The sequence below is a fragment of the Mesorhizobium sp. 43Arga genome (genome assembly GCF_053714255.1).
The window spans coordinates 230,404-252,807 of sequence record NZ_JBSKBO010000008.1 but is presented as its reverse complement, the minus strand read 5'-3'; the positions used below and the strand labels follow the sequence as shown (position 1 = coordinate 252,807).

At 64.2% G+C, this 22,404-nt stretch carries 18 protein-coding genes; 16 read left to right on the top strand and 2 right to left on the bottom strand.

The window, feature by feature from the left end:
• Nucleotides 1-16: 16 nt before the first annotated feature.
• The 16 genes from ACWGS8_RS25965 to ACWGS8_RS25890 all read left to right on the top strand — a co-directional run bounded on the left by ACWGS8_RS25965 (nucleotide 17) and on the right by ACWGS8_RS25890 (nucleotide 17,163).
• On the top strand, nucleotides 17-850 hold the full coding sequence (locus tag ACWGS8_RS25965; protein WP_032929475.1) for an ABC transporter permease: 834 nt from the start codon (nucleotides 17-19) through the stop codon (nucleotides 848-850).
• Complete coding sequence (locus tag ACWGS8_RS25960; protein WP_454583578.1) at nucleotides 850-1,656, top strand: ABC transporter permease; 807 nt, start codon at nucleotides 850-852, stop codon at nucleotides 1,654-1,656. Before ACWGS8_RS25965 ends, ACWGS8_RS25960 begins: the two co-directional genes overlap by 1 nt.
• A gap of 276 nt (nucleotides 1,657-1,932) precedes the next feature.
• Complete coding sequence (locus ACWGS8_RS25955) at nucleotides 1,933-2,340, top strand: DUF3168 domain-containing protein (RefSeq protein WP_454583577.1); 408 nt, start codon at nucleotides 1,933-1,935, stop codon at nucleotides 2,338-2,340.
• Between the two features lie 174 nt (nucleotides 2,341-2,514).
• Nucleotides 2,515-2,814 carry a hypothetical protein gene (locus ACWGS8_RS25950; RefSeq protein WP_454583576.1) on the top strand — a complete coding sequence of 100 codons (300 nt, stop codon included), beginning with the start codon at nucleotides 2,515-2,517 and terminating at the stop codon, nucleotides 2,812-2,814.
• Nucleotides 2,815-2,904: 90 nt separating this feature from the next.
• On the top strand, nucleotides 2,905-3,570 hold the full coding sequence (locus ACWGS8_RS25945) for a response regulator transcription factor (protein ID WP_454583575.1): 666 nt from the start codon (nucleotides 2,905-2,907) through the stop codon (nucleotides 3,568-3,570).
• 40 nt (nucleotides 3,571-3,610) lie between these two features.
• On the top strand, nucleotides 3,611-4,981 hold the full coding sequence (locus tag ACWGS8_RS25940) for an ATP-binding protein (RefSeq protein WP_454583650.1): 1,371 nt from the start codon (nucleotides 3,611-3,613) through the stop codon (nucleotides 4,979-4,981).
• A gap of 208 nt (nucleotides 4,982-5,189) precedes the next feature.
• Nucleotides 5,190-5,627: a hypothetical protein gene (locus tag ACWGS8_RS25935; protein ID WP_284277489.1), complete on the top strand. Its 438-nt coding sequence runs from the start codon at nucleotides 5,190-5,192 to the stop codon at nucleotides 5,625-5,627.
• Nucleotides 5,628-5,815: 188 nt separating this feature from the next.
• Entirely contained in the window at nucleotides 5,816-6,955 is a 1,140-nt protein-coding gene (gene ccmI, locus ACWGS8_RS25930) for a c-type cytochrome biogenesis protein CcmI (RefSeq protein WP_454583574.1), read from the top strand.
• Between the two features lie 8 nt (nucleotides 6,956-6,963).
• Nucleotides 6,964-7,407, top strand: a complete 444-nt coding sequence (gene ccmE / locus ACWGS8_RS25925; protein WP_454583573.1) for a cytochrome c maturation protein CcmE — start codon at nucleotides 6,964-6,966, stop codon at nucleotides 7,405-7,407.
• Nucleotides 7,408-7,445: 38 nt separating this feature from the next.
• On the top strand, nucleotides 7,446-9,437 hold the full coding sequence (locus ACWGS8_RS25920; protein ID WP_454583649.1) for a heme lyase CcmF/NrfE family subunit: 1,992 nt from the start codon (nucleotides 7,446-7,448) through the stop codon (nucleotides 9,435-9,437).
• On the top strand, nucleotides 9,434-9,901 hold the full coding sequence (locus tag ACWGS8_RS25915; protein ID WP_454583572.1) for a cytochrome c-type biogenesis protein: 468 nt from the start codon (nucleotides 9,434-9,436) through the stop codon (nucleotides 9,899-9,901). Before ACWGS8_RS25920 ends, ACWGS8_RS25915 begins: the two co-directional genes overlap by 4 nt.
• 133 nt (nucleotides 9,902-10,034) lie before the next feature.
• The gene (locus ACWGS8_RS25910; RefSeq protein WP_454583571.1) at nucleotides 10,035-11,585 is read left to right on the top strand and encodes a Do family serine endopeptidase; all 1,551 of its coding nucleotides are present in this window, start codon (nucleotides 10,035-10,037) and stop codon (nucleotides 11,583-11,585) included.
• A 355-nt stretch (nucleotides 11,586-11,940) separates the two neighbouring features.
• Nucleotides 11,941-12,615 carry a response regulator transcription factor gene (locus tag ACWGS8_RS25905; protein WP_027046649.1) on the top strand — a complete coding sequence of 225 codons (675 nt, stop codon included), beginning with the start codon at nucleotides 11,941-11,943 and terminating at the stop codon, nucleotides 12,613-12,615.
• 8 nt (nucleotides 12,616-12,623) lie between these two features.
• Entirely contained in the window at nucleotides 12,624-14,105 is a 1,482-nt protein-coding gene (locus ACWGS8_RS25900; protein ID WP_454583570.1) for an ATP-binding protein, read from the top strand.
• On the top strand, nucleotides 14,105-17,062 hold the full coding sequence (locus ACWGS8_RS25895; protein WP_454583569.1) for a bifunctional [glutamine synthetase] adenylyltransferase/[glutamine synthetase]-adenylyl-L-tyrosine phosphorylase: 2,958 nt from the start codon (nucleotides 14,105-14,107) through the stop codon (nucleotides 17,060-17,062). Before ACWGS8_RS25900 ends, ACWGS8_RS25895 begins: the two co-directional genes overlap by 1 nt.
• Nucleotides 17,059-17,163 carry an EF-hand domain-containing protein gene (locus ACWGS8_RS25890; RefSeq protein ID WP_454583568.1) on the top strand — a complete coding sequence of 35 codons (105 nt, stop codon included), beginning with the start codon at nucleotides 17,059-17,061 and terminating at the stop codon, nucleotides 17,161-17,163. The genes ACWGS8_RS25895 and ACWGS8_RS25890 overlap by 4 nt, the downstream gene beginning before the upstream one ends.
• A 62-nt stretch (nucleotides 17,164-17,225) precedes the next feature.
• Here the strand turns inward: ACWGS8_RS25890 and ACWGS8_RS25885 are convergent, their stop codons facing one another.
• Complete coding sequence (locus tag ACWGS8_RS25885) at nucleotides 17,226-19,547, bottom strand: PAS domain-containing sensor histidine kinase (protein ID WP_454583567.1); 2,322 nt, start codon at nucleotides 19,545-19,547, stop codon at nucleotides 17,226-17,228.
• A gap of 197 nt (nucleotides 19,548-19,744) precedes the next feature.
• Nucleotides 19,745-22,387, bottom strand: a complete 2,643-nt coding sequence (gene pepN, locus ACWGS8_RS25880) for an aminopeptidase N (protein ID WP_454583566.1) — start codon at nucleotides 22,385-22,387, stop codon at nucleotides 19,745-19,747.
• Nucleotides 22,388-22,404 lie beyond the last annotated feature (17 nt).

Sequence of the window (22,404 nt, the reverse complement as noted above, 5' to 3'; positions counted from 1 at the left end):
GCCGCGACGATCTGACATGAGAGGCGTTCTCTCCGACAGGATGGGCGCGGCGCTGTTGATGGCGCCGCTGCTCCTGTTCCTCGTCCTGGCCTATGCCTGGCCGTTCCTCGGCGTGGTGAAGTGGAGTTTTACTCTGCCGACGCCGGGGCTTGGCCAATACGATGCCTTGCTCACCGACGATCTGGTACAGTCGGTGTTCATCCGCACGTTGCGCATCGCGGCGATCGTCACTGTCGTGTCCGTCGCCGCCGCCTACGCCATCACGGTCGTCTGGGTGCGCGGCAGCCCGGCGCAGCGCCTCATCGCCGAATTCTGCATCCTGGTGCCATTCTGGATCTCGGTGCTGACGCGCGCCTTCGGCTGGGTGGCGCTCTTGTCCAATCGCGGCCTGATCAACACCTGGCTGCAATCGATCGGTTTCATCTCCGAACCGCTGACCCTGGTGCGCAACGAATTCGGCGTCGTCGTCGGCATGACGCATTTCCTCATTCCCTTCGCGGTCTTTCCGCTGGCGTCCGCCATGCGCAGTCTCGACGACCGCGTGCTGCTGGCAGCGCGCGGGCTTGGCTCCAGCCGCATGCGCACCTTCTGGACGGTGTTCGTGCCGATGACACGCTCCGGCATCATCGGCTCGGCGCTGATCGTCTTCGTCTTCTCGCTCGGCTTTTTCGTCACGCCGGCGATCCTCGGCGGCGGCCGCAGCGTCATGATTGCTGAACTGATCTATCTCAGGATTTTCCAGAGCCCGGACTGGGGGCTGGGGGCTGCGATCAGCGTCGTGCTGGTGCTGTTTGTCGGCGCGCTGATGGCGCTGCTATTCCGCTATGTCAGACCGAAGCAGTTGATCTGATGCCGACCTATCGCCCCGGACCCGTCTCGCTGATCCTCGCCGCCCTTGTGGCGCTGTTCCTGTTGATGCCGCTGCTCGCCGTCATCCCGGTGTCGCTGACGCCGAGCCGCATGCTGGCGATGCCATCGGGCGAACTGTCGCTGCGCCACTATCGCTCGCTGATCGAGGATCCGCGCTGGCTCCAGTCGATCCTGCTGTCGATCCGCATCGGCATCGTCAGCAGCGCGATTTCCACGGTGCTGGCGCTCTGCTTCAGCCTTGGCGTGTGGATGTTCCAGCCCCGCTTCACTGCAGCCCTGGTCGGTTTCGTGCTGTTGCCGATGGTGGTGCCGCCGGTGGTCTCGGCAATCACGCTCTACTTCCTGCTGACCTCGCTCTCCGGCTTCAGTTCGTTCTTCGGCTATGACACATGGCTCGGCGTCGCCATGGCGCATTCGGTGATGACGGTGCCTTTCGCCACCGTGCTGATCTTGGTCTCGCTCAGCCAGCTCGACCGCCGCATCGACCTCGCCGCAAGGGGGCTCGGCGCCACTGTCTGGGAGCGCGCCACCCGCATCATCATGCCCAACATCAAGTTCGGCATCATCACCGCGGCACTTTTGTCCTTCGTACTGTCCTGGGAAGAAATCGGCGTCACCCTGTTCATCACCTCGGTCAACGCCATCACGCTGCCCCGCCTGATGTGGATGGGCCTGCGCGACAACATCGACCCGGCGATCGCAGCGCTTTCGGTGATCCTGATCATCATCACGGTGCTGGTTCTGGCGGTGCGCAGTGTAATGACCTGGCAGCGTGCCGGGCACTAGACGAACCGCACCGAGGTGCGGCCGAGCCTGGCCCGTCTCCTCGACTTCATTCACGCTCGGGCAACATGCCGGCTGAGCAGACCGGCTCTCCAAGGTTGCTTGGCATGGCAATCTCTTCATCACAGGGGTCGTATTTTCGAGATGATCGGCGATCATGATCGCGACGAGACGAATCATGCGATATGGCGCAGACTTGACGAGCCGGGTACGCTGCGCGCGAATTTGCCAGTATGACGAACCGCTTGCGCAAGGCATGACAGGCGAGGGGGACGACAAATGACCGCGCCCGGCGATTTGCTGCAGGCACTTTTTCTGAGGCTCAAAAGCGATAAGTCGCTGTCTGCGCTGCTTGGCGGCGCCGGGCTGCTCGAGCGGGCGACGGAAAATGCCGCTTTTCCCTACGTGACTTTTGGTCAGACCAGCGCCTTTGACTGGGACACCGGCGCCGAGAACGACAATGATCAGTTGATTACGCTGCATGTCTGGTCGAAAGCCCATGGTGAAGAGGAAACCCTTGCCATCATGGCCGCCATCAAGGCCCGCCTTGCCAACGCCGCACTGGTGGTCGGCCGGCGCGGCAAGACGCGGCTGTCGCTTGAATTCACCGAGGCCCGTTACGATGAGGAACTCCTCGTGCATCACGGGCTGCTGCGGTTTCGCGCGCTGACGCAGGAAAATGCCTGACACGCTTTCAATCTGACCGAAACGGAGTCTAGACTGGCGTCCGCGGGAATTTCGTCGGTCGGGGCGTCGAAATCACCGTCGGTCGTCTCGCGTTTTCTGGGGTGTAGCGGACATGGTTTTCGCATCGATCACCGTTCATTTCACGTTCAGCACCGATGCGTTACAACCCCGACCATGAAAACGCTTCGCTCCCACTTTCGAACCGCGACCCTGGCGCTCTGTGCCGCCGGGCTGTTGGCGTCGCAGGCGACGGCGATGCCGCTGAGCGCGCCCGACCAGTCCAGCCCGATCGTCCTGGCCGCATCCGACTGCTACGCGATCGGCCAGCAGGTGGCCGAACAGAATGGCGGGACGCTGGCCAAGGCCTCGCAGTCGACACGCGGTGGCCAGCCGGTCTGCGTCATCGTCGTGCTGGTGCCTGGCAAGGACGGTCAGCGTCCGCGCCGTTCCGAGATCGTCGTGCCGCAGAACTGACCCAATCTTTCATCTTACAGGCCTCCGTTTCCCAGGCCGCCGGAATCGGCCTATATCTGAACAAGTCCTTCAAAAGGTATCGATCTCCGCATGCGCGTACTCGTCGTCGAGGATGACAAGGATCTCAACCGGCAGATAGCGGACGCGTTGGTCGACGCTGGCTATGTCGTCGACCGTGCTTTCGACGGCGAGGAAGGCCATTTCCTCGGTGACACCGAACCCTATGACGCCGTCGTGCTCGATATCGGCCTGCCGCAGATGGACGGCATCAGCGTGGTCGAGCGCTGGCGCCGTGGCGGCCGCAAGATGCCGGTGCTGATCCTGACCGCGCGCGACCGCTGGAGCGACAAGGTCTCCGGCATCGATGCCGGCGCGGACGACTATGTCACCAAGCCGTTCCACATCGAGGAGGTGCTGGCGCGGCTCAGGGCGCTGATCCGCCGTGCCGCCGGCCATGCCTCGTCGGAGCTTACCTGCGGGCCGCTGCGCCTCGACACCAAGGCCTCGAAGGCCGATGTCGGCGGTGTGCCGTTGAAGCTGACCTCGCACGAATTCCGCCTGCTTGCCTATCTGATGCACCATATGGGCGAGGTGGTCTCGCGCACCGAACTGGTCGAGCATCTCTACGACCAGGATTTCGACCGCGATTCCAACACCATCGAGGTGTTTGTCGGGCGGCTGCGCAAGAAGATGGGCATCGACATGATCGAAACCCTGCGTGGCATGGGCTACCGCATGCGCGAGCCGGAGGCGTAACTCGGAACCGCTCAAACCAACCGCAAGGGCGCCGCTTTCGCTGCGTTTGTGGCCGCGTTCGCTGACGTTCCGCGTGATCGCCTTTTCCACTGTGTGGGCGATCCTGACCCTCGTCGTCATCTTCACCCTGATCACCACGCTCTACCGCCAAGCCAGCGAGCGCGGCTTCGACAGCCTGCTTTCGGCGCATCTGTTCAACCTGATCGGCTCCATCGGCATTTCCGACACGGGTGCGCTCACCGGCGCCCCCGACCTTGGCGACCTCCGCTTCTCCGAGCCGAAATCCGGTTGGTACTGGTCGGTCGAGCCTGCCTCGGAGGGCGTGCATGGTGACCTTCATTCGTCGTCGATGACGAGCAAAATTCCGTCGCCAAGCGTCGCCGAGGTGCCCTTCAATGCCAGCTTCCAGCGCAGCTATTCGGCCGAAGGCATAGATGGCGAGCAACTCGAAGTGTTCGAGAGCGAATTCGTGCTCGATGCCAAGAACCGCGCCGCGCGTTTTCGCGTGGTGGGAAACCAGAGCGAACTCGAACAGGAGATCGCCACCTTCCAGCGCCGCCTGCTGACCTATCTCAGCCTGTTCGGCGTCGGCATGATCGCCATCAACGCCATCGCCATCCTGCTCGGCCTGCAGCCGCTGCGCCGGGTGCGCAACGCCCTTGCCATGGTGCGCGAAGGCACCGCGCAGCGGCTCGATGGCCGCTTCCCGGCCGAGATCGAGCCGTTAGCCAACGAAACCAACGCCTTGATCGAAAATAACAAACGCATCGTGGAGCGCTCGCGGACCCAGGTCGGCAATCTCGCCCATTCGCTGAAGACGCCGCTGGCGGTGCTGCTCAATGAGGGCCGGGCGCTTGGCGGCGCCAAGGGACAATTGATCGCCGAGCAGGCCGCCTCGATGCAGAAGCAGGTGGACCATTATTTGCAGCGCGCCCGCGTCGCGGCGCAGCGCGACAGCGTCGTCTACCGCACGCCGGTGGCGCCGCTGGTGCAGCGCATGGCGCGGGTCCTGCAGAAGCTCAACCCGCAGACCAGCCTGTCGCTGTCCCTGCCGGCCACCGAGATCGTCTTTGCCGGTGAGCGCGAGGACCTCGAGGAACTGCTCGGCAACCTTCTCGAAAATGCGATGAAATGGGCAAAAAGCGCGGTGTCGGTCACGGTGGCGCCCTTGGCCGGCAAGGACGACAATCTTTTCGAGATCAGCATCGACGATGACGGCCCTGGCATTCCCGAGGACAAGGCGCGCGACGCGCTGAAGCGTGGAAGGCGCCTGGACGAGACAAAACCGGGAACAGGTCTGGGACTTGCCATTGTCGCCGACCTCGTCAACGAGTATGGAGGCGTTCTCGCGCTCGAACGATCCGACCTGGGTGGATTGAAGGCAGTGGTGCGCTTGCGAAGCCTTCAGTGACGCTTTCCCGGGCCAATCGACAGGGGTGGAAGGCGTATGGTATGGCGGCATATCGATTGATCCTGGAGCAATGCCGATTGCTCCCGAACTGGCAGGCAGCGGCCAAATTTCCGACAAATATCAATACTATGGCCACGCCTACTTCTCCGATGACGCGGCCCCCGGCGCATCCATGGCAGGCTCCAATTCAAGAAAACCGGTTGTTGGCATGAAGATTCGCGTCGCGCTTGTTTCCGCACTGCTGGCCGTGTCTGGCTGCACCACCTTGAGCGGCAAAGGCCCCACGGTGACGCCGACACCGGCCTCGACGCCTCCGACAAGCGGCAAGGTCACCAAGTCGATCATTTCGGCGATGGACGGCGGCCTCATCGGCGGCTCGATCGGCAATGGCCTCAGCGACGCCGAGAAGCGCAGCGCGCTCGAGGCCGAATACAAGGCGCTCGAATATACGACGAGCGGTCAGAAGGTGGCGTGGAAGGGCGATCAGGCTTCGCACTATGGCGAGGTGGTTCCGGCCCAGCCCTATCGTGTCGGTTCGCAGGACTGCCGCCAGTACACGCAGACGGTGTTCACCGGCGGTGCCGGGGTGACGGCGCGCGGAACCGCTTGCCGCAATGCCGATGGCAGCTGGACGCCGCTGACCTGACAGCTCGCATGTCGCCCAAAAGTGCGCCGCGGTTTTAGGACAGCGACATGCACAAAACAAAGATCAGGCCGGCTCCGGTTGGAATCCGGCCGGTTGATGTCGATCAAGGACGTCAGGCGCGCTGACCGTCAAAGCGTCGCAGGATGCCTGTGTTGGCAGGGCAGGGCTCTGTCGTTATTGGAAGAACCATGCTGTTCTGGGTCATAGCCGCGATACTGACGCTCGGCGCGAGCCTGGCGGTGCTGCTGCCGCTGGCCGCGGGAGCCAAGGGCGCGTCGTCGAGCGGCGATCATGATCTGGAAGTCTATCGCGACCAGTTGTCTGAACTTGACCGCGACGCCGGGCGCGGCTTGATCCAACCGGCGGAAGCGGCCGAGGCGCGCGCAGAAATTGCGCGCCGCATCCTTCGCCTCGACAATGCCGATGCGGCCGGCAAGGCATCGACCCGGCAGGCCTCGGTCACGGCGCGGCTTGTCGCGACCGTCGCCGTGCTGGCGGTGCCGCTGGTCAGCTGGGGAGTCTACAGCCAGATCGGCTCGCCTGACCTGCCGGCGCAACCGCTCAGCGAAAGGCTGGCCAAGAACCCGGCCGACAGTTCGGTCGACGAATTGGTGGCGCGGGCCGAGGCCCACCTTGCCGCCAACCCGTCCGAGGGCAGGGGGTGGGATGTGCTCGCCCCGGTCTATCTGCGCATGCAGCGCTTTTCCGATGCCGCCGCCGCGTACCGCAACGCCATCCGCCTCGACGGTGCCAGCGCTGTTCGCCAGGCCGGCCTCGGCGAGGCGATCGCCGGTGCGGCCGGCGGCATCGTTTCCGCCGATGCCCAGGACGCCTTCGAGGCGGCGCTGAAGCTGGATCCCGCCAATCCGAAAGCCAGCTTCTATCTGGCCATGGCCCTGGCGCAGGAGGGACGCAGCAAGGAAGCGACCACGGCCTGGCAGGCGATGCTGGGCACTTTGCCGCCGGATTCGCCATGGCGCAGTGCCGTTGAACAGGCGCTGGCCAAATCCGCCAGCCCCGAAGTCGCATCCGGCGCTACCGCTAAGGGGCCAGACGCTGCCGATGTCGACGCTGCATCCTCAATGTCGCCGCAGGATCGCGAAGCCATGATCAACACCATGGTCGCCGGCCTCGACGAAAAACTGCGGCAAAATCCGCGTGACCCGGAAGGATGGATGCGGCTCGTTCGTTCCTATGTCGTGCTGGGCAAGGCCGATCAGGCGCGCGAGGCGCTGGGTCGCGCTATCGCCGTCTTTGGCGCCGACAGCGACGAAGCCAAGAAATTCACCGCCTTTGCCGCCTCGCTCGGCCTGACGGCGATGGAGTAGACCTTGATATGACGCGCAAGCAGAAACGATTGTCGGTCATTGTCGGCGGATTGGCTTTCCTTGGCGCCGCCACCGGGCTGACCTTCTACGCGCTGGGGCAGAAGGCTTCCTATTTCTACATGCCGGCCGACCTCACCACGGCGAGTGTCCAGCCCGGCCAGCGCATCAGGCTCGGCGGTTTGGTCGAAAAAGGCACCATCCAGCGCGGGCAGGGCGCGACGGTCGCCTTTTCAGTCACCGACACGCACGAATCGGTCAAGGTCACCTATACCGGCATCCTGCCCGACCTCTTTCGCGAGGAGCAGGGCGTCATCACCGAGGGCAGTTTCGGCCCGGACGGCGTTTTTGTTGCCGACAGCGTGCTGGCCAAGCATGATGAGCGCTACATGCCCAAGGAAGTGGCCGACGGGCTGAAGGCCAAGGGCGTCTGGCAGGAGAGCAAGAGTGAGTAGGTCTGGCAGAAGGGCAGGGGTCAATCATGGGCACAGCCATGGTTGAGACCGGACATTTCGCCTTGGTCCTGGCGTTCGCGCTTTCGCTGGTGCAGACGATCGTGCCGCTGTTTGGCGCGCGCCTCAACAACCAGCGTCTGATGGCTGTCGGCGGTCCTGTCGCGGTGACCGGCTTCGCGCTGACCGCACTGTCCTTCGTCGCACTGGCGAGCGCCTATGCGAACTCCGATTTCTCCGTGGCGAGCGTCTGGGAGAACTCGCATTCGCTGCAGCCGATGATCTACAAGATCACCGGAACCTGGGGCAATCACGAAGGCTCGATGCTGCTCTGGGTGCTGATCCTGACCTTCTTCGGTGCTCTCGTTGCGGCTTTCGGCTCCAATTTGCCGGCGACGCTGCGCGCCAATGTGCTGGCCGTCCAGGGCGCCATTGGCGCTGCCTTCTTCCTATTCATCCTGGCGACGTCCAACCCTTTCATCCGCCTCAATCCGGCGCCGATCGAAGGGCGCGACCTCAACCCGGTCCTGCAGGATCTCGGCCTCGCCATTCATCCGCCACTGCTCTATCTCGGCTATGTCGGCTTCTCGATCTGCTTTTCCTTCTCGGTCGCCGCCTTGATCGAGGGCCGCATCGACGCCTCCTGGGCGCGCTGGGTGCGGCCATGGACGCTGGTCGCCTGGATGTTCCTGACCGGCGGTATCGCCATGGGATCCTATTGGGCCTATTACGAGCTTGGCTGGGGCGGCTTCTGGTTCTGGGATCCGGTCGAGAACGCCTCGTTCATGCCGTGGCTGGCGGGCACCGCGCTGCTGCATTCGGCCATCGTCATGGAAAAGCGCTCGGCGCTGAAGATCTGGACGCTGCTGCTCGCCATCCTCACCTTTTCGCTGTCCCTGCTCGGTACCTTCCTGGTGCGCTCGGGCGTGCTCACCTCGGTGCATGCCTTTGCCACCGATCCGGCGCGCGGCGTCTTCATCCTGTGCATCCTGACGCTGTTCATCGGTGGCTCGCTGGCGCTGTTTGCGCTGCGCGCCTCAAGGTTGACGGCCGGCGGCCTGTTCCATCCGATCTCGCGTGAAGGCGCGCTCGTCCTCAACAATCTGTTCCTGACCACGGCGACCGCCACGGTGCTCGTCGGCACGCTCTATCCACTGGCGCTGGAGGCGCTCACCGGCGACAAGATCTCGGTCGGGGCGCCGTTCTTCGACCTGACCTTCGGCCCATTGATGCTGCCGCTTCTGGTCCTCGTGCCGTTCGGCCCGCTGCTCGCCTGGAAGCGCGGCGACATCATCGCGGCGTCGCAGCGCCTGATGGCGGCCTTCGCCACGGCGCTGGCGGCAATGCTCGTTACCGGCCTGTTTATCGACGGCGCCTCGGTGTTCGCCGCCCTCGGTATCGGCCTTGCCGTCTGGCTGGTCGCCGGTGCGCTCACCGATCTTGCCGTCAAGTCCGGCGTCGGATCGGTTGCGCCGGCCGTCATGCTCAGGCGCTTTGCCGGCCTGCCGCGCTCGGTCTTCGGCACGGCATTGGCCCATCTCGGCCTCGGCCTGACCTTGCTCGGCATCGTCGCCACGCTCTCCTTCGGCACCGAGAAGATCCTCTCCATGCGCGCCGGCGAGACTGTGGAATTGTCCGGCCATACGCTGCGTTTCGTCGGGCTTTACCCGGCGCAGGGGCCAAACTACAGCGAGGACCGTGGCCGCTTCGAGCTGATCGGTGCCAGCGGCAGTCCTGTCGGCGAAATCAGTTCCGCCAAGCGTTTCTATCCGGTGCGGCAGACGACGACGACGGAGTCCGGCATCATGACCCTCGGTCTTTCCCAACTCTACATCTCGCTTGGCGACGAAGCCAAGGACGGCTCGGTCGTGGTGCGCCTGTGGTGGAAACCGCTGGTGACGCTGATCTGGGGTGGCGGCCTGGTGATGATGGCGGGCGCGGCCATGTCGCTGATGGACAGGCGTCTGCGAGTCGGCGCGCCCTCGCGCCGGCGCAAGCAGGCGAGCGCCGTGACGCCCGCGGTCCAGCCATGAAGGCAAGGTTCTGCGCCGCGCTGCTCGTCCTGATGCTGGCGCTCGGCTTTGCCGGCACCGCGCTGGCCGTGAAGCCTGACGAGATGCTGGCCGATCCGGCGCTCGAAGCGCGGGCGCGGGCACTGTCGGAAGGTCTGCGCTGCATGGTCTGCCAAAACCAGTCGATCGACGAATCCGATGCCGACCTCGCCCGCGACCTGCGCATCCTGGTGCGCCAGCGCCTCGTTGCTGGCGATTCGGACCAGCAGGTGATGGACTATGTCGTTTCGCGCTACGGCGAGTTCGTGCTGCTGAAGCCGCGCTTCGACCTGCGCAATGCGCTGCTTTGGGGCACGCCGGTGCTGTTGCTGCTGGTCGGAGGCGTATTCATTGTGCTGACCGCGCGGTCGCGCCGGGCACTGGCGACAAAGAGCCTGTCTGCCGATGAACAGGCGGCATTGGACGCTATCCTGCACCGCGACTGACGGCTGCTGTCGCCCGCTAACATTACCAAAGTTTCATGCGTCGGAAATGGCGCTGTAATGTGCGCCGCTCTAATTCTCATTCCCTGAGGATGCCGATCAAGGCGCGTCCCTATGAAAGAGGATACGAGACCCCATGAATATTGCCCCCAATTCATTTTGCCGCACTCGCAAGCGTCTTCTGGCCGCCGCCGCTTCCGTCGCCGTTGCCGGCGTGATCGGCGTCGGCGCGCTGACCAGCGGAACCAGCCCCGTTCTGGCCGATGCCGTACGCGTCGAGGCGCCGCAGGTGCAAGGCTTCGCAGATGTCGTCGAACGCGTTTCGCCCGCCGTGGTCAGCGTCAAGGTGAAGGCCAAGATCCAGCCGACCGCCGATGATGGCTCCGATGGCCAGGATGGCTTCGACAATCTTCCCAACAATCCGCAGCTGCGCCGCTTCTTCAAGGAATTCCGCGGCTTTGGCGATCAGGGCGGCCAGAATGATGAAGGCCACCGCCGCTTCGGTCACCGCGACCGCGGCAATGACGAGCCGCGCCCGGTGGCGCAGGGCTCCGGCTTCTTCATCTCCGAGGACGGCTACCTCGTCACCAACAACCACGTCGTTGAAGAAGGCACCGCCTTCACCGTGGTGACCAATGACGGGAAGGAACTCGACGCCAAGCTGGTCGGCACCGATCCGCGCACTGATCTCGCCGTGCTCAAGGTCGAAGGCGGCGGCAAGTTCACCTATGTCGATTTCGCCGACGATTCCAAGGTTCGCGTCGGCGACTGGGTCGTGGCTGTCGGCAATCCGTTCGGCCTCGGCGGCACCGTCACCGCCGGCATCGTGTCGGCGCGCGGCCGTGATATCGGCGCCGGCCCCTATGACGATTTCCTCCAGATCGACGCCTCGGTCAACCGCGGCAATTCGGGCGGCCCGACCTTCAACCTCAACGGTCAGGTGGTCGGCATCAACACGGCGATCTTCTCGCCCTCGGGCGGCAGTGTCGGCATCGCCTTCGACATTCCTGCCTCGACCGCCAAGCAGGTTGTCGAGGACCTGATGAAGAGCGGCGCGGTGCAGCGCGGCTGGCTGGGCGTCGAAATCCAGCCGGTTACGTCGGATATCGCCGAATCGCTCGGTCTGAAGTCCAACAATGGTGCATTGGTGTCCAGCGCCCAGGACGACGGTCCCGGCAAGAAGGCCGGCATCACGGCTGGCGATGTCATCACCCAGGTCGAGGGCAAGGATGTCGCCTCGCCGAAGGAACTCGCCCGCCTGATCGGCGCCTATTCGCCCGGCAAGTCGGTCGACGTCACCGTCTGGCGCGACGGCAAGAGCCAGACGATCAAGGTCGATCTCGGCAAACTGCCGGCCAGCGACAAGCAGGCCTCCAACGACCAGCAGCAGCAGCCTGCCGCTCCTGCGAAGCCTGATACGCTGGCCGATCTCGGCCTCACCGTCACCAAGTCCGAAAACGGCAAGGGTCTTGTCGTGACCGATGTCGATCCCGACAGCGCTGCGGCCGACCGCGGCATCCAGCCGGGAGACATCATCACCGCGGTCAATTCGAACGAAGTGAATGGCACCGAGGATGTCACCAAGGCGATGACCGACGCGGTGAAGTCCGGCCGCAAGGCGGTGCTGATGCAGATCACCCGCGACAACAACAACCGTTTCGTCGCGCTGCCCGTCGCCAAGGGCTGACAACGATTTTCCGGTGCGGTGGTATCAAACACCCCCCGAGCCGCCGCATGGGAAAGCATGGAGCCGGGTACGTTAGTCAGTCATCGTGCTCTCCTCCAGCGGCAGCGGGCCTCCCATCGCCCGCTGCCGCACATTTTGTAAGCCGCCCAGAAACGCTGCCTCGGGCCTGAGCCGAGAGGATGTGATGATTTGCCGGATGATGCCCCGAAGCGGGCATGTTCGGCATGAAGACAACCAGAGAACAAGATTTTATCGCGTGCGGCCTCGATCATCTTGATCGAGGCGCGCTTTGGCAAAGGCTAAAATGCAGATGCCGGCTACTCAACCTTCCAGCGAAATCGCGTATAACGGCCCTATGAAGATTCTCGTCATAGAAGACGATCGCGAGGCTGCCGATTATCTGCAGAAAGCCTTCACCGAGGCAGGTCATACCGCCCATGTCGCCGGTGACGGCGAGACCGGTTTTGCGCTTGCGGATGCCGGCGACTATGACGTCATGGTCATCGACCGGATGATGCCGCGCCGCGACGGTCTGTCGGTCATTGCCGGTCTTCGCTCACGGGGCAACACCACGCCGGTGCTGATCCTGTCGGCGCTGGGCGAGGTCGATGATCGGGTCACCGGCCTGCGCGCCGGCGGCGACGATTATCTGACCAAGCCCTATGCGTTCTCCGAGCTCCTGGCCCGTGTCGAGGTATTGAACCGGCGCGCCAGCGCCAAGGAGGCTGAAACCGTCTACCGGGTTGGCGATCTTGAACTCGACAGGCTGTCGCATTCGGTGCGCCGGGCGGCGCGCGAGATCACCCTGCAGCCGCGCGAGTTCCGCCTGCTCGAATATCTGATGCGCCATGCCGGCCAGGTGGTGACGCGCACCATGCTGCTCGAAAATGTCTGGGATTATCATTTCGACCCGCAGACCAATGTCATCGACGTCCACGTGTCGCGGCTGCGCGGCAAGATCGAAAAGGGCTTCGACAAGCCGATCCTGCACACGGTTCGCGGCGCCGGCTACATGTTGAAGGGCGGCTAGGCGACAGCATGGCGCTTTCCGTGCCGGCCATCATGAGGACGACGGCAGCGCGGCTTTCGGCGCTCTACCTTCTACTCTTCGCGCTCTGCGCCGTGCTGCTCGTCTTCTACATGACCTCGCTTTCGGCGCGCATGCTGACGGCGCAGACGCAGGAGACCATCAACGACGAAGTGCTGGGCCTCGCCCGCGCCTATCAACGCGGTGGCCTGCCCGTGCTGGTGCGCGTCGTCGAAAACCGTTCCCGCCAGCCCGGTGCCAACCTCTATCTCATCGCCGATGCCAATGGCCAGATCCTGACCGGCAACGTGCAGAGCCTGGAACCGGGGGTAATCGACACCGAGGGCTGGACCACCGAGCCGTTCTCCTACAAGCGCTTCGGAGAAGGCGAGCTTGACCGCCTGCGCAGCGGAACGTCCGACCAGACGACAGCTCCTGCAACTGGCGACAGCGCGGCGCAGCAAGCCGAAGGCGAGCAGGGCCATAACGCCATTGCACTGGTGCTGCGGCTGCCTAACCAGATGATCATGCTGGTCGGCCGCGATCTTGGCGAACCGGAGCGCTTTCGCGCCGTCATCCGCCGGGCGCTGACGCTGGCGCTCGGCATGATGGGGCTCGGCGGACTGCTAATCTGGTTCTTTGTCGGCCGTGCCGCGCTGAAGCGCATCGACAGCGTGTCGGAGGCCAGTCGTCGTATCATGGGCGGTGATCTCTCGGGCCGGCTGCCGGTGACCGGCGCCGGCGATGAATTCGACCGGCTTTCGGAAAATCTCAATTCCATGCTTGCCAGGATCGCCACGCTCAACGAAGGCCTGAAGCAGGTTTCCGACAATATCGCGCATGATCTGAAGACGCCGTTGACCCGGTTGCGCAACCGGGCCGAAGCGACGCTTTCCGGCAAGCACAAGCCCGCCGACTACCGCCAGGCGCTGGAGGGCACCATCGCCGAATCCGACCAGCTGATAAAGACCTTCAACGCCATCCTGATGATCTCCCGGCTCGAGGCGGGATATTCATCAGAGCACACCAACCGCGTCGATCTGGCGGCGGCCGTGCGTGATGTCGCCGAGCTCTACGAGCCGGTGGCGGAAGAGGCCGGCGTTTCGCTCGAAGCCGAAGTAAGTGGGGCCTTTCTTGTCGACGGCAACCGCGAGCTGATCGGCCAGGCGCTGTCCAACATCGTCGACAATGCAATCAAATATTCGACGGACTCCACGTCCAAGCCGGCGGTTCGCGTGACGCTCGAGCGGACACATGGCGAGATCAGGCTTTGTGTCGCCGACAACGGCCAGGGCATTCCGGACGATGCCGATCGAGCCCGGGCGACCGAACGCTTCGTGCGGCTGGAGAAGAGCCGCTCTCAGCCGGGCTCCGGCCTTGGCCTCAGCCTCGCCAAGGCGGTCATGAGTTTCCATCATGGGCGGCTTGATCTCTTGCCTGGCAATCCGGGACTATCCGTGGTCATGAGTTTCCCGGCATGGGAGGATCACTGATGGCTGCGGTTGCGAAGCGGACGCGCACGGACTGGCTGCTGAAGCCAGTCGTTGGGCTTGTCCCTCTCGGCGAAGGCCGGGCGCGGCAGGAACTGGCCGAGATCGCCACCGCGGCACGTGAAGAAGGGTTGGCGCGGCTGGCCAAATTCCTGGCCGGCAAGGGGGAAGGCCAGGATTTCCTGGCCGCCGTCTTCGACCTCTCGCCATTTTTGCGCGACACCGCGCGGCGCCGGCCTCGTATCCTGGATGCCCTTTTCGACCAGCCGGTCGAGGCGCGCCTGAAGGCGATCACCGCCGCGATCGAACAGGCGTCGTTGGCCGAGACGGTCTCCGAATCCAGCCTGATGATGGAGTTGCGGCAGTGCAAGGCCGAGGCGCATTTCCTGATCGCGCTGGCTGATCTTGCCGGTGAGGCGGAGACGTCGCTGACGGTACGGCGGCTGAGCGATCTTGCCGACGCCTGCACGCGTGCGGCCGTCGACTTCCTGCTGCGCGACGCGCATGGCCAGGGCAAGCTCAAGCTGCCCCTCGACAACCCGTCGCTGCAATCGGGCTGGATCTTGCTCGGCATGGGCAAGCTTGGGGCGCATGAGCTGAATTTCTCCTCCGACATCGATCTGGTCGTCTTCTTCGATCCGGAAGCGCCCGCCGTGGTCGACCCCCTCGACGCCACCGAGCTGTTTTCGCGGCTGACGCGCCGCTTGGTGCGAATCCTGCAAGACCGGACCGAGCACGGCTATGTCTTCCGCACCGATCTCAGGCTGCGCCCAGATCCCGGTTCGACGCCGCTGGCGATCCCCGTCGAAGCGGCACTGCGCTACTACGAAGCGCGCGGCCAGAACTGGGAACGTGCGGCGATGATCAAGGCGCGCCCGGTGGCCGGCGATCTTGCTGCGGGCGCTGCCTTCCTTAGGGAACTCCAGCCCTATATCTGGCGCAAATACATGGACTACGCGGCGATTGCCGACGTTCATTCGATCAAGCGCCAGATCCACGCCCACAAGGGCCACGGCGAGATCGCCGTGAAGGGCCACAACGTCAAGCTCGGCCGTGGCGGCATCCGCGAGATCGAGTTCTTCGTCCAGACCCAGCAGCTCATCGCCGGCGGCCGCTTCCCCGAATTGCGCGGCCGCGAAACCGTGCCGATGCTCGGCCAGCTCGCCGCGCGCGGCTGGATCACCGCCGACGCGCGTGATGCACTCGCCCGCCAATACTGGTTCCTGCGCCGCGTCGAGCATGCCGTCCAGATGGTGGCGGACGAGCAGACGCATACGCTGCCGGAGGACGATGAAGGGCTGGAGCGCATTGCCCGCATGCTGGGCTTTGCCGATGCGGTTGCGTTTTCCGAGGCGTTCCGCGCCTCGTTGCAGCAGGTCGAACGCCATTATGCGGCACTGTTCGAAACGGCCCCGGAGCTTTCGGCGGGCATCGGCAATCTGGTCTTCACCGGCGATGTCGATGACCCCAACACGCTGCAGACCTTGCAGGGTCTCGGCTTCCAGCGGCCGAGCGACATCTGCCGCGTCATCCGCGGCTGGCATTTCGGCCGCTATCGCGTCACCCAGTCGGCGGAAGCGCGCGAGCGGCTGACGGAGTTGACGCCGGCCTTGCTCAAGGCCTTCGGCCAGACGCGCCGGGCGGACGAAGCCTTGATCCGTTTCGACGAATTCCTTGCCGGCCTGCCGGCCGGCATCCAGCTGTTCTCGCTGCTGCAGTCCAACCCGGCGCTGCTCAAGCTGATGGCGACGATCATGGGTGCCGCGCCCCGGTTGGCGGCGATCATCACGCGTCGGCCGCATGTTTTCGACGGCTTGCTCGACCCGGCCTTGCTGACTGAACTCCCCGACCGCGCCTATCTCTCGGCACGCCTTTCGGCCTTCCTCGAAGGCGACAGGGCCTATGAGGAGGTGCTCGACCGGTTGCGCATCTTTGCCTCGGAGCAAAAATTTCTGATCGGCGTGCGGCTGCTTGCCGGTTCTATCGACCCGGCCCGCGCCGGCCGCGCCTTTTCCGATCTCGCCGATCTCACCATCGAGGCTGCGTTGCAGGCGGTGGCCGCCGAATTCGCGGTGCGCCACGGCACGATCGCCGGCGGCGTGGTTTCTCTGCTCGGCATGGGCAAGCTCGGCAGCCGCGAATTGACCGCGGGATCGGATGTCGACCTTATCCTGCTTTACGACCATGACGCGGACGCCGAGGACTCCGACGGCGGCAAGCCGCTGGCGCCTTCGCACTATTACACCCGCATGACGCAGCGGCTGATCTCGGCCGTATCGGCGCCGACGGCGGAAGGAGTGCTCTACGAACTCGACCTGCGGCTGCGGCCGTCCGGCAATAAGGGGCCGGTGGCCACCCATATCGATGCCTTCAAGAAATACCAGCGTCAGGAGGCCTGGACCTGGGAACACATGGCGCTGTCGCGGGCGCGCGCCATTGGCGGCGATGCCGGCCTATGTGCCGAGGTCGAAGCGGAAGTTGCGGCCGTGCTTGGCCAGCCGCGCGACGCGGCAAAGGTGAAGACTGAGGCCGCGGACATGCGCGCCATGATCGAGAAGGAAAAGCCGGCGCGTGACCTCTGGGACATCAAGCTGATCCCCGGCGGGCTTATCGATCTCGAATTCATTGCCCAGGTGGCCGTCATCACCGGGCAGGTCGAGGCCGGGCCGCGTGTCACCGGTACGACCGAGATCCTGTCCCGCCTCGCGCCCGGCTTCGCCGATGCCGGCGCCAGGCAGGAACTAGGTGCCGCCTTCGCACTCTATCTGGCGCTGACGCAGATGACCCGGCTGTGCCTCACCGGCCCGTTCGAACACGACGACGTTCCGCCAGGGCTTTCGGATCTGCTTCTGGCGGTCACCGACCTGCCGGATTTCGGTGTGCTGGAAGCATATCTCAAGGAGACGTCGCAGAAAGTCAGGAAGGACTTTGACCTTTTGCTTCGTGCCGGACGACCATGAAAAAGGTGTTCGCCATGCTCGACAAGAACAATGGCGGCAAGATCGAGAACAGCGAACTGCCGAAGGGCCTCCGCTTTGGGCCATCATCGCCAGTCGGATGATGACGACAGCGTCCAATAGATTGTTTGATCCAGGCCCCGGCGACACGCTCGGAGCCTGCTGCTCAAGCGGCGGCCTTGACGGCCGGCGGCGCCTTCTTCACCGGAATGCGCACCGACACGATCGTGCCGACACCTTCTGTCGAACGGATCTTCAGCGCACCGCCCTGGAGCTCCGCCAGCGAGCGTGAGATGGCGAGGCCGAGACCGGACCCGGCATGGTTCTTGGAGAATTGGTTCTGCACCTGTTCGAAGGGGCGCCCGAGCTTGCCGAGCGCCTCCTTCGGAATGCCGCAGCCATTGTCCTCGATGGTCAGCACCAGCGCACCCGATGTGTTGCGGGCCCTGACCGATATATGGCCGCCCTGGCCGGTGAACTTCACCGCGTTGGACAGGAGGTTGATGACGATCTGTTTGATGGCCCGGCGATCGGCGAACAAACTCAGCGCGTCGGCGATGCGTGTTTCCACGGTGATCGCCTTTTGCGCGGCCTGCAGCGAGACGACGCGAACCGTCTCGCTGATCAGCGGACCGAGGTCGATCTGCTCCTGGTCCAGCGAGAACTGGCCGGCCTCGATCTTGGACATGTCGAGAATATCGTTGATGACGCCGAGCAGATATTTGCCGCTGCTGTTGATATCGGTGGCGTACTCCTCGTAGCGCGCCGATCCCAGCGGACCGAACAGCCCCTGTTCCATCAGCTCGGAGAAACCGATGATGGCGTTCAGCGGCGTACGCAATTCATGCGACATGTTGGCCAGGAATTCGGATTTGGCCCGGTTCGCCGCCTCGGCGCGTTCGGTTTCCTTCATGTATTTGCGGTTGAGGTCGACGAGTTCACGCGACCGTTCCTCTTCGGCCCGCCGCGCGAGGCTGAGATCATGGATCGTCGCCATCAGCCGCCGCTCGCTGTCGACCAGCTTTTCCTGATGCAGCTTGATCTGGGTGATGTCGGAGCCGACCGAGACGATGCCGCCGTCCCGGGTCCTCAGTTCATTGACCTGCAGCCAGCGGCCGTCGGACAGCTGCCGCTCGAAAGTGGCGCCACCTTGCGGACCATTGGTGTTGGCAAGCCGGCGCTCGGACGCAAAGGCAAGCATGCGCCCTTCCAGCGAAGCGCGCGTCACACCCGGCATCACGTCACGATCCGACAGCCCGTTGTCCTGCTGGTATTTGGAGTTGCACATGATCAGCCGCTGCGCCGAATCCCACAGCACGAAGGATTCGTTGATGTTCTCGATCGCGGTCCTGAGGCGAAGGTCGGCCGCTTCGGACCGCAGCGCCAGATGGCGCTGCTCGGTGACGTCGACGGCGATGCCGATCAGCTGGATTTCCGGCGCTTCCGGATCCATAACCTGCGCACGAGCACGCATCCACACCCATTGGCCATCGGCATGCCGCATCCGGAACACCTGGTCGATGTGGTCGATTTCGCGGGCGACAATTCTGTTGGCGAGCTCGAACAGGTCGCCGTCTTCGGGATGGATGATCTCGTCGACCTCGCCGAAGGACAGCATCGTCTCGCAGGGCTCGTAGCCCAGCATGTCGTACATGGAACGCGACCAGTACATCTTGCCGCGCACCATGTCCCAGTCCCACAGGCCGCAGCGGCCGCGCACCAGCGCCATGTCGATGCGCTGATGCGCTTCGAGGTAGATGCGGTCGGCGGCCTGGGCGCGCGCCGCCTGCCCGAAATAGGCGTAGAGGATGATGATCAGCACGCCGGCCGTCAGCACGAACAGGGTGACGTTGAGCGAGACGGTCTTGCGCCAGGTGTCGAAGACCGCCTCCTGCGGCACCAGCGCCGCCGCGGCTCCCTTCCGATCCTTGGCGACGCTGACCGCCGCGTACCAGTCCCGGCCGCCGATGTTGACCTCCATGACGCCGGCGCGGTCGCCGAACATGAACAGTGGCTGTCCGCCCTGGACGAGGCCGTCGAGCGAATGGCCTTGCCACGGCATCGAGCGCGGCGTCACCGCGGTGATCCTGAAGGCGCTGTCGGTGATGACGAGCACATGGCTGCGGCCCATTGCGCCCTGGCGGCTGGTGGTCTCCAGCAGGTCCTGGACAGCGCCAGGTACGGTATCGGAGGTTGTGGCCAGCGAACTGGCCAGCTGACCCGCCGCCAGCGTCAGGATCGCCTTGGCATCGCGCTCGACATCGTCGCGTTCGTTCATCAGCGACAGCACGCGCAGCGCCGCGATGACGAGCAGGAAGATGATGATGAGGGCCGGTATCGATCGGCGCAGCAGCGGTTCGGCGGCCAGAAGCCGCTTGTAGGCCGGTTCGGCAATGAGCCGCGTATTCCCGGCAAGACCGTCGCTGCGCGTCTCGCGACGCGCAAAAACCATCCCACCGGGCGCGCCCCACGCGTCCGCCTTTGCCATAAATGGCACTCCCCGAATTTGCCTATGCTGCTTTGTGATCCGGCAAACGCCGCACTTCCGAATCGTCAGTAAAGAATCAAACGTGATTCGCCTTGTCCAGTGGCCCGGCGAAAAAAGATTAAAAATAGACTAAAATAATGCGCTTCTGGGGGTGCGGCGGCTGGGCTTTCTCCCACACGGGAGAAGGCAAGGGGCACCTAGGCCAGCGTCCGCTCGACAATATCGCGCAGATCCGCCGACAGGTTTTCGGCATTGGCGATCGAAAGCAGCGCTTCCCGGGCCTTGGCCTGCCGGCCCGGTTCGAGCGAACGCCACGACCGCAGTGCCGTCGCCAGCCTTGCCGCCACTTGCGGATTGCGTTTTTCGACATCGAGCACCGTTTGCGCGAAGAACCGATAGCCTTCGCCGTCGGCGCGGTGGAAACCGGTCTGGTTGGCGCTGGAGAATGTGCCGATCAGCGAGCGCACCCGGTTCGGATTGGCCATCGAGAAGGCCGGATGGGTGGTTAGAAACCGCACCGTGTCCACAGCCTGCGGCCCCGGCACGCTGGCCTGGATCTGGAACCATTTGTCCATGACCAGCGGGTCGGACGCATAGGACCTTTCGAACGCCGCCAGCGCCTTGTTTGCCTCCGGCGAAGCATGGTGGCGATACGCGAGCACGGCAAGGGCGGCCGCGCGGTCGGTCATGTTGGTCGCGGACTGGAAATGCCCGGCCGCCAACGCCGCTCCGCCCGGCAGCAGCGAGAGATAATCCAGCAAAATGTTGCGCAGGGCGCGTCGTCCCGCGCTCGCCGCGTCGGGGCTGAAGGCGGTCTTGTCGGCAAGGCTGGGATAGAGTTCGGAAAATGCCTCGCGATTGGCCGTGGCGATCGCCAGCGCAAGCGCCTGCCGGGCTGCATGAATGGCGTCGGGGTCGATGTTCTTGCCGATGTCGCGGGCGATGTCGGCATCGCCCGGCAGTGCCAGCGCAAGCGCCCGGTAGGCGGGCTCCAGCGTCCCGTCGCCGGCGAAGCTGCCGGCAAGCTCCGTCAACCGCGTCGCGAAGACCGGCTGCTTGCCGCCAAGGATTTCACGGAAAGCAGCGATCAGCGCATCGGTGAGCAGCGTGTTGAAGGCTTGCCAGCGCGAGAAGGCATCGCTGTCATGGCGGGCAAGGAAGAACTGGTCGTCGGCCTTCTGCTCGACCGCCAGCGTCACCGGCGCTGAAAAGCCGCAGTTGAGCGACACGGCCGGACGCTCAGTCACACCCGAAAAGCGCACCGTATGGCGGCGCTTGCGCAGATGGATGACGCCGTCCTCGACGCCGGCGCCCTCGACCCCGCTATACGCTACAGGCTTGCCGCCGGCGCCGATCAGCCCAAAGGCGAGCGGGATATGCATCAGCCGCTTGCGGCTTTCGGACGGCGTCGGCGGCACCGACTGCTCGATTTCGAGCGTGAACTCCTGCGCTGCCGCGTTGTGCGTCGAACTGACCGTCAGATTGGGCGTGCCGGCCTGATGATACCAGAGCGCGAACTGCGACAGGTCGCGGCCCGAGGCATCCTCGAACACCTTGATGAAATCCTCGATGGTCGCCGCGTCGCCGTCATGCCGTTCGAAATACAGGTCCATGCCGGCGCGAAAGGCATCTGCCCCCAGGATGGTGCGGATCATGCGCACCACTTCGGAGCCCTTTTCGTAGACCGTCGCCGTGTAGAAATTGTTGATCTCGCGGTAACGGCGCGGCCGCACCGGATGCGCCAGCGGGCCCTGGTCCTCGGGAAACTGGTGGGCACGCAGCGTGCGCACCTCGGCGATGCGCTTGACTGCGCGCGAGCGCTGGTCGGCGGAGAATTCATGGTCGCGGAACACCGTCAGGCCTTCCTTCAGGCAAAGCTGGAACCAGTCGCGACAAGTGATTCTGTTGCCTGTCCAATTGTGGAAATACTCATGCGCTATGATCGCCTCGATATTGGCGAAATCGGCGTCCGTCGCGGTCTCCTCGTCGGCTAGTACGTATTTGTCGTTGAAGATGTTGAGGCCCTTGTTCTCCATCGCGCCCATGTTGAAATCGGACACTGCGACGATGTTGAAGATTTCGAGGTCGTATTCGCGGCCAAACGCCTCCTCGTCCCATCGCATCGACCGCTTCAGCGCGTCCATGGCGTAGCCGGCCAGCTTCTCCTTGCCGCGCTCGACATAGATGCCGAGTTCGACCTTGCGGCCGGACATTGTGACGAAACTGTCGGCGACCTGGCCGAGATTGCCGGCCACCAGCGCGAACAGGTACGATGGCTTGGGGAAGGGGTCATGCCAGACGGCATAGTGCCAGCCGTCCCCGATATCGCCCTTGTCTCCCGGATTGCCATTGGACAGGAGCAGCGGCGCCTCGTCGCGCAACGCCTCGATCCGCACGGTGTAGACGGACAGGATGTCGGGGCGATCGAGGAAATAGGTGATGCGGCGAAAGCCCTCGGCCTCGCATTGCGTGCAATAGACATTGTTCGAGCGATAGAGACCCATCAGGGCCTCGTTGCCCGCCGGGGCCAGTTCGGTCTCGATCAGCAATTGGAAGCGGCGCGCGGGCGGCTTGAGAATGGTGAGCTGGTCAGGTGTCACCAGCAGGTCCGCCGCTTTTGCCTTCTTGCCGTCGATCTCGATGCGCTTGAGCGCCAGCCCGTCGCCGTCGAGCACCAATGGCGCCGCGGCGGCTACGCCCTCGCGGCGTTCGACCGTCAGTGTCGCGGTGACTATGGTGGCCCCGGGCGAAAGGCGGAAGGTGAGGTTGGTCTGCGGAATGAGATAATCGTTGGGGCGATAGTCTTCGAGCTTGAAGACCTGGCCGGTGTCCGTGCGCATTCCGTTGTTTTTCCTGT

Bases quoted from the DNA above. Each gene is read 5' to 3' on its own strand.
- ACWGS8_RS25965 (WP_032929475.1), top strand. From the start codon at position 17: ATGAGAGGCGTTCTCTCCGACAGGATGGGCGCGGCGCTGTTGATGGCG.
- ACWGS8_RS25960 (WP_454583578.1), top strand. From the start codon at position 850: ATGCCGACCTATCGCCCCGGACCCGTCTCGCTGATCCTCGCCGCCCTT.
- ACWGS8_RS25955 (WP_454583577.1), top strand. From the start codon at position 1,933: ATGACCGCGCCCGGCGATTTGCTGCAGGCACTTTTTCTGAGGCTCAAA.
- ACWGS8_RS25950 (WP_454583576.1), top strand. From the start codon at position 2,515: ATGAAAACGCTTCGCTCCCACTTTCGAACCGCGACCCTGGCGCTCTGT.
- ACWGS8_RS25945 (WP_454583575.1), top strand. From the start codon at position 2,905: ATGCGCGTACTCGTCGTCGAGGATGACAAGGATCTCAACCGGCAGATA.
- ACWGS8_RS25935 (WP_284277489.1), top strand. From the start codon at position 5,190: ATGAAGATTCGCGTCGCGCTTGTTTCCGCACTGCTGGCCGTGTCTGGC.
- ccmI (WP_454583574.1), top strand. From the start codon at position 5,816: ATGCTGTTCTGGGTCATAGCCGCGATACTGACGCTCGGCGCGAGCCTG.
- ccmE (WP_454583573.1), top strand. From the start codon at position 6,964: ATGACGCGCAAGCAGAAACGATTGTCGGTCATTGTCGGCGGATTGGCT.
- ACWGS8_RS25920 (WP_454583649.1), top strand. From the start codon at position 7,446: ATGGTTGAGACCGGACATTTCGCCTTGGTCCTGGCGTTCGCGCTTTCG.
- ACWGS8_RS25915 (WP_454583572.1), top strand. From the start codon at position 9,434: ATGAAGGCAAGGTTCTGCGCCGCGCTGCTCGTCCTGATGCTGGCGCTC.
- ACWGS8_RS25910 (WP_454583571.1), top strand. From the start codon at position 10,035: ATGAATATTGCCCCCAATTCATTTTGCCGCACTCGCAAGCGTCTTCTG.
- ACWGS8_RS25905 (WP_027046649.1), top strand. From the start codon at position 11,941: ATGAAGATTCTCGTCATAGAAGACGATCGCGAGGCTGCCGATTATCTG.
- ACWGS8_RS25900 (WP_454583570.1), top strand. From the start codon at position 12,624: ATGGCGCTTTCCGTGCCGGCCATCATGAGGACGACGGCAGCGCGGCTT.
- ACWGS8_RS25895 (WP_454583569.1), top strand. From the start codon at position 14,105: ATGGCTGCGGTTGCGAAGCGGACGCGCACGGACTGGCTGCTGAAGCCA.
- ACWGS8_RS25890 (WP_454583568.1), top strand. From the start codon at position 17,059: ATGAAAAAGGTGTTCGCCATGCTCGACAAGAACAATGGCGGCAAGATC.
- ACWGS8_RS25885 (WP_454583567.1), bottom strand. From the start codon at position 19,547: ATGGCAAAGGCGGACGCGTGGGGCGCGCCCGGTGGGATGGTTTTTGCG.
- pepN (WP_454583566.1), bottom strand. From the start codon at position 22,387: ATGCGCACGGACACCGGCCAGGTCTTCAAGCTCGAAGACTATCGCCCC.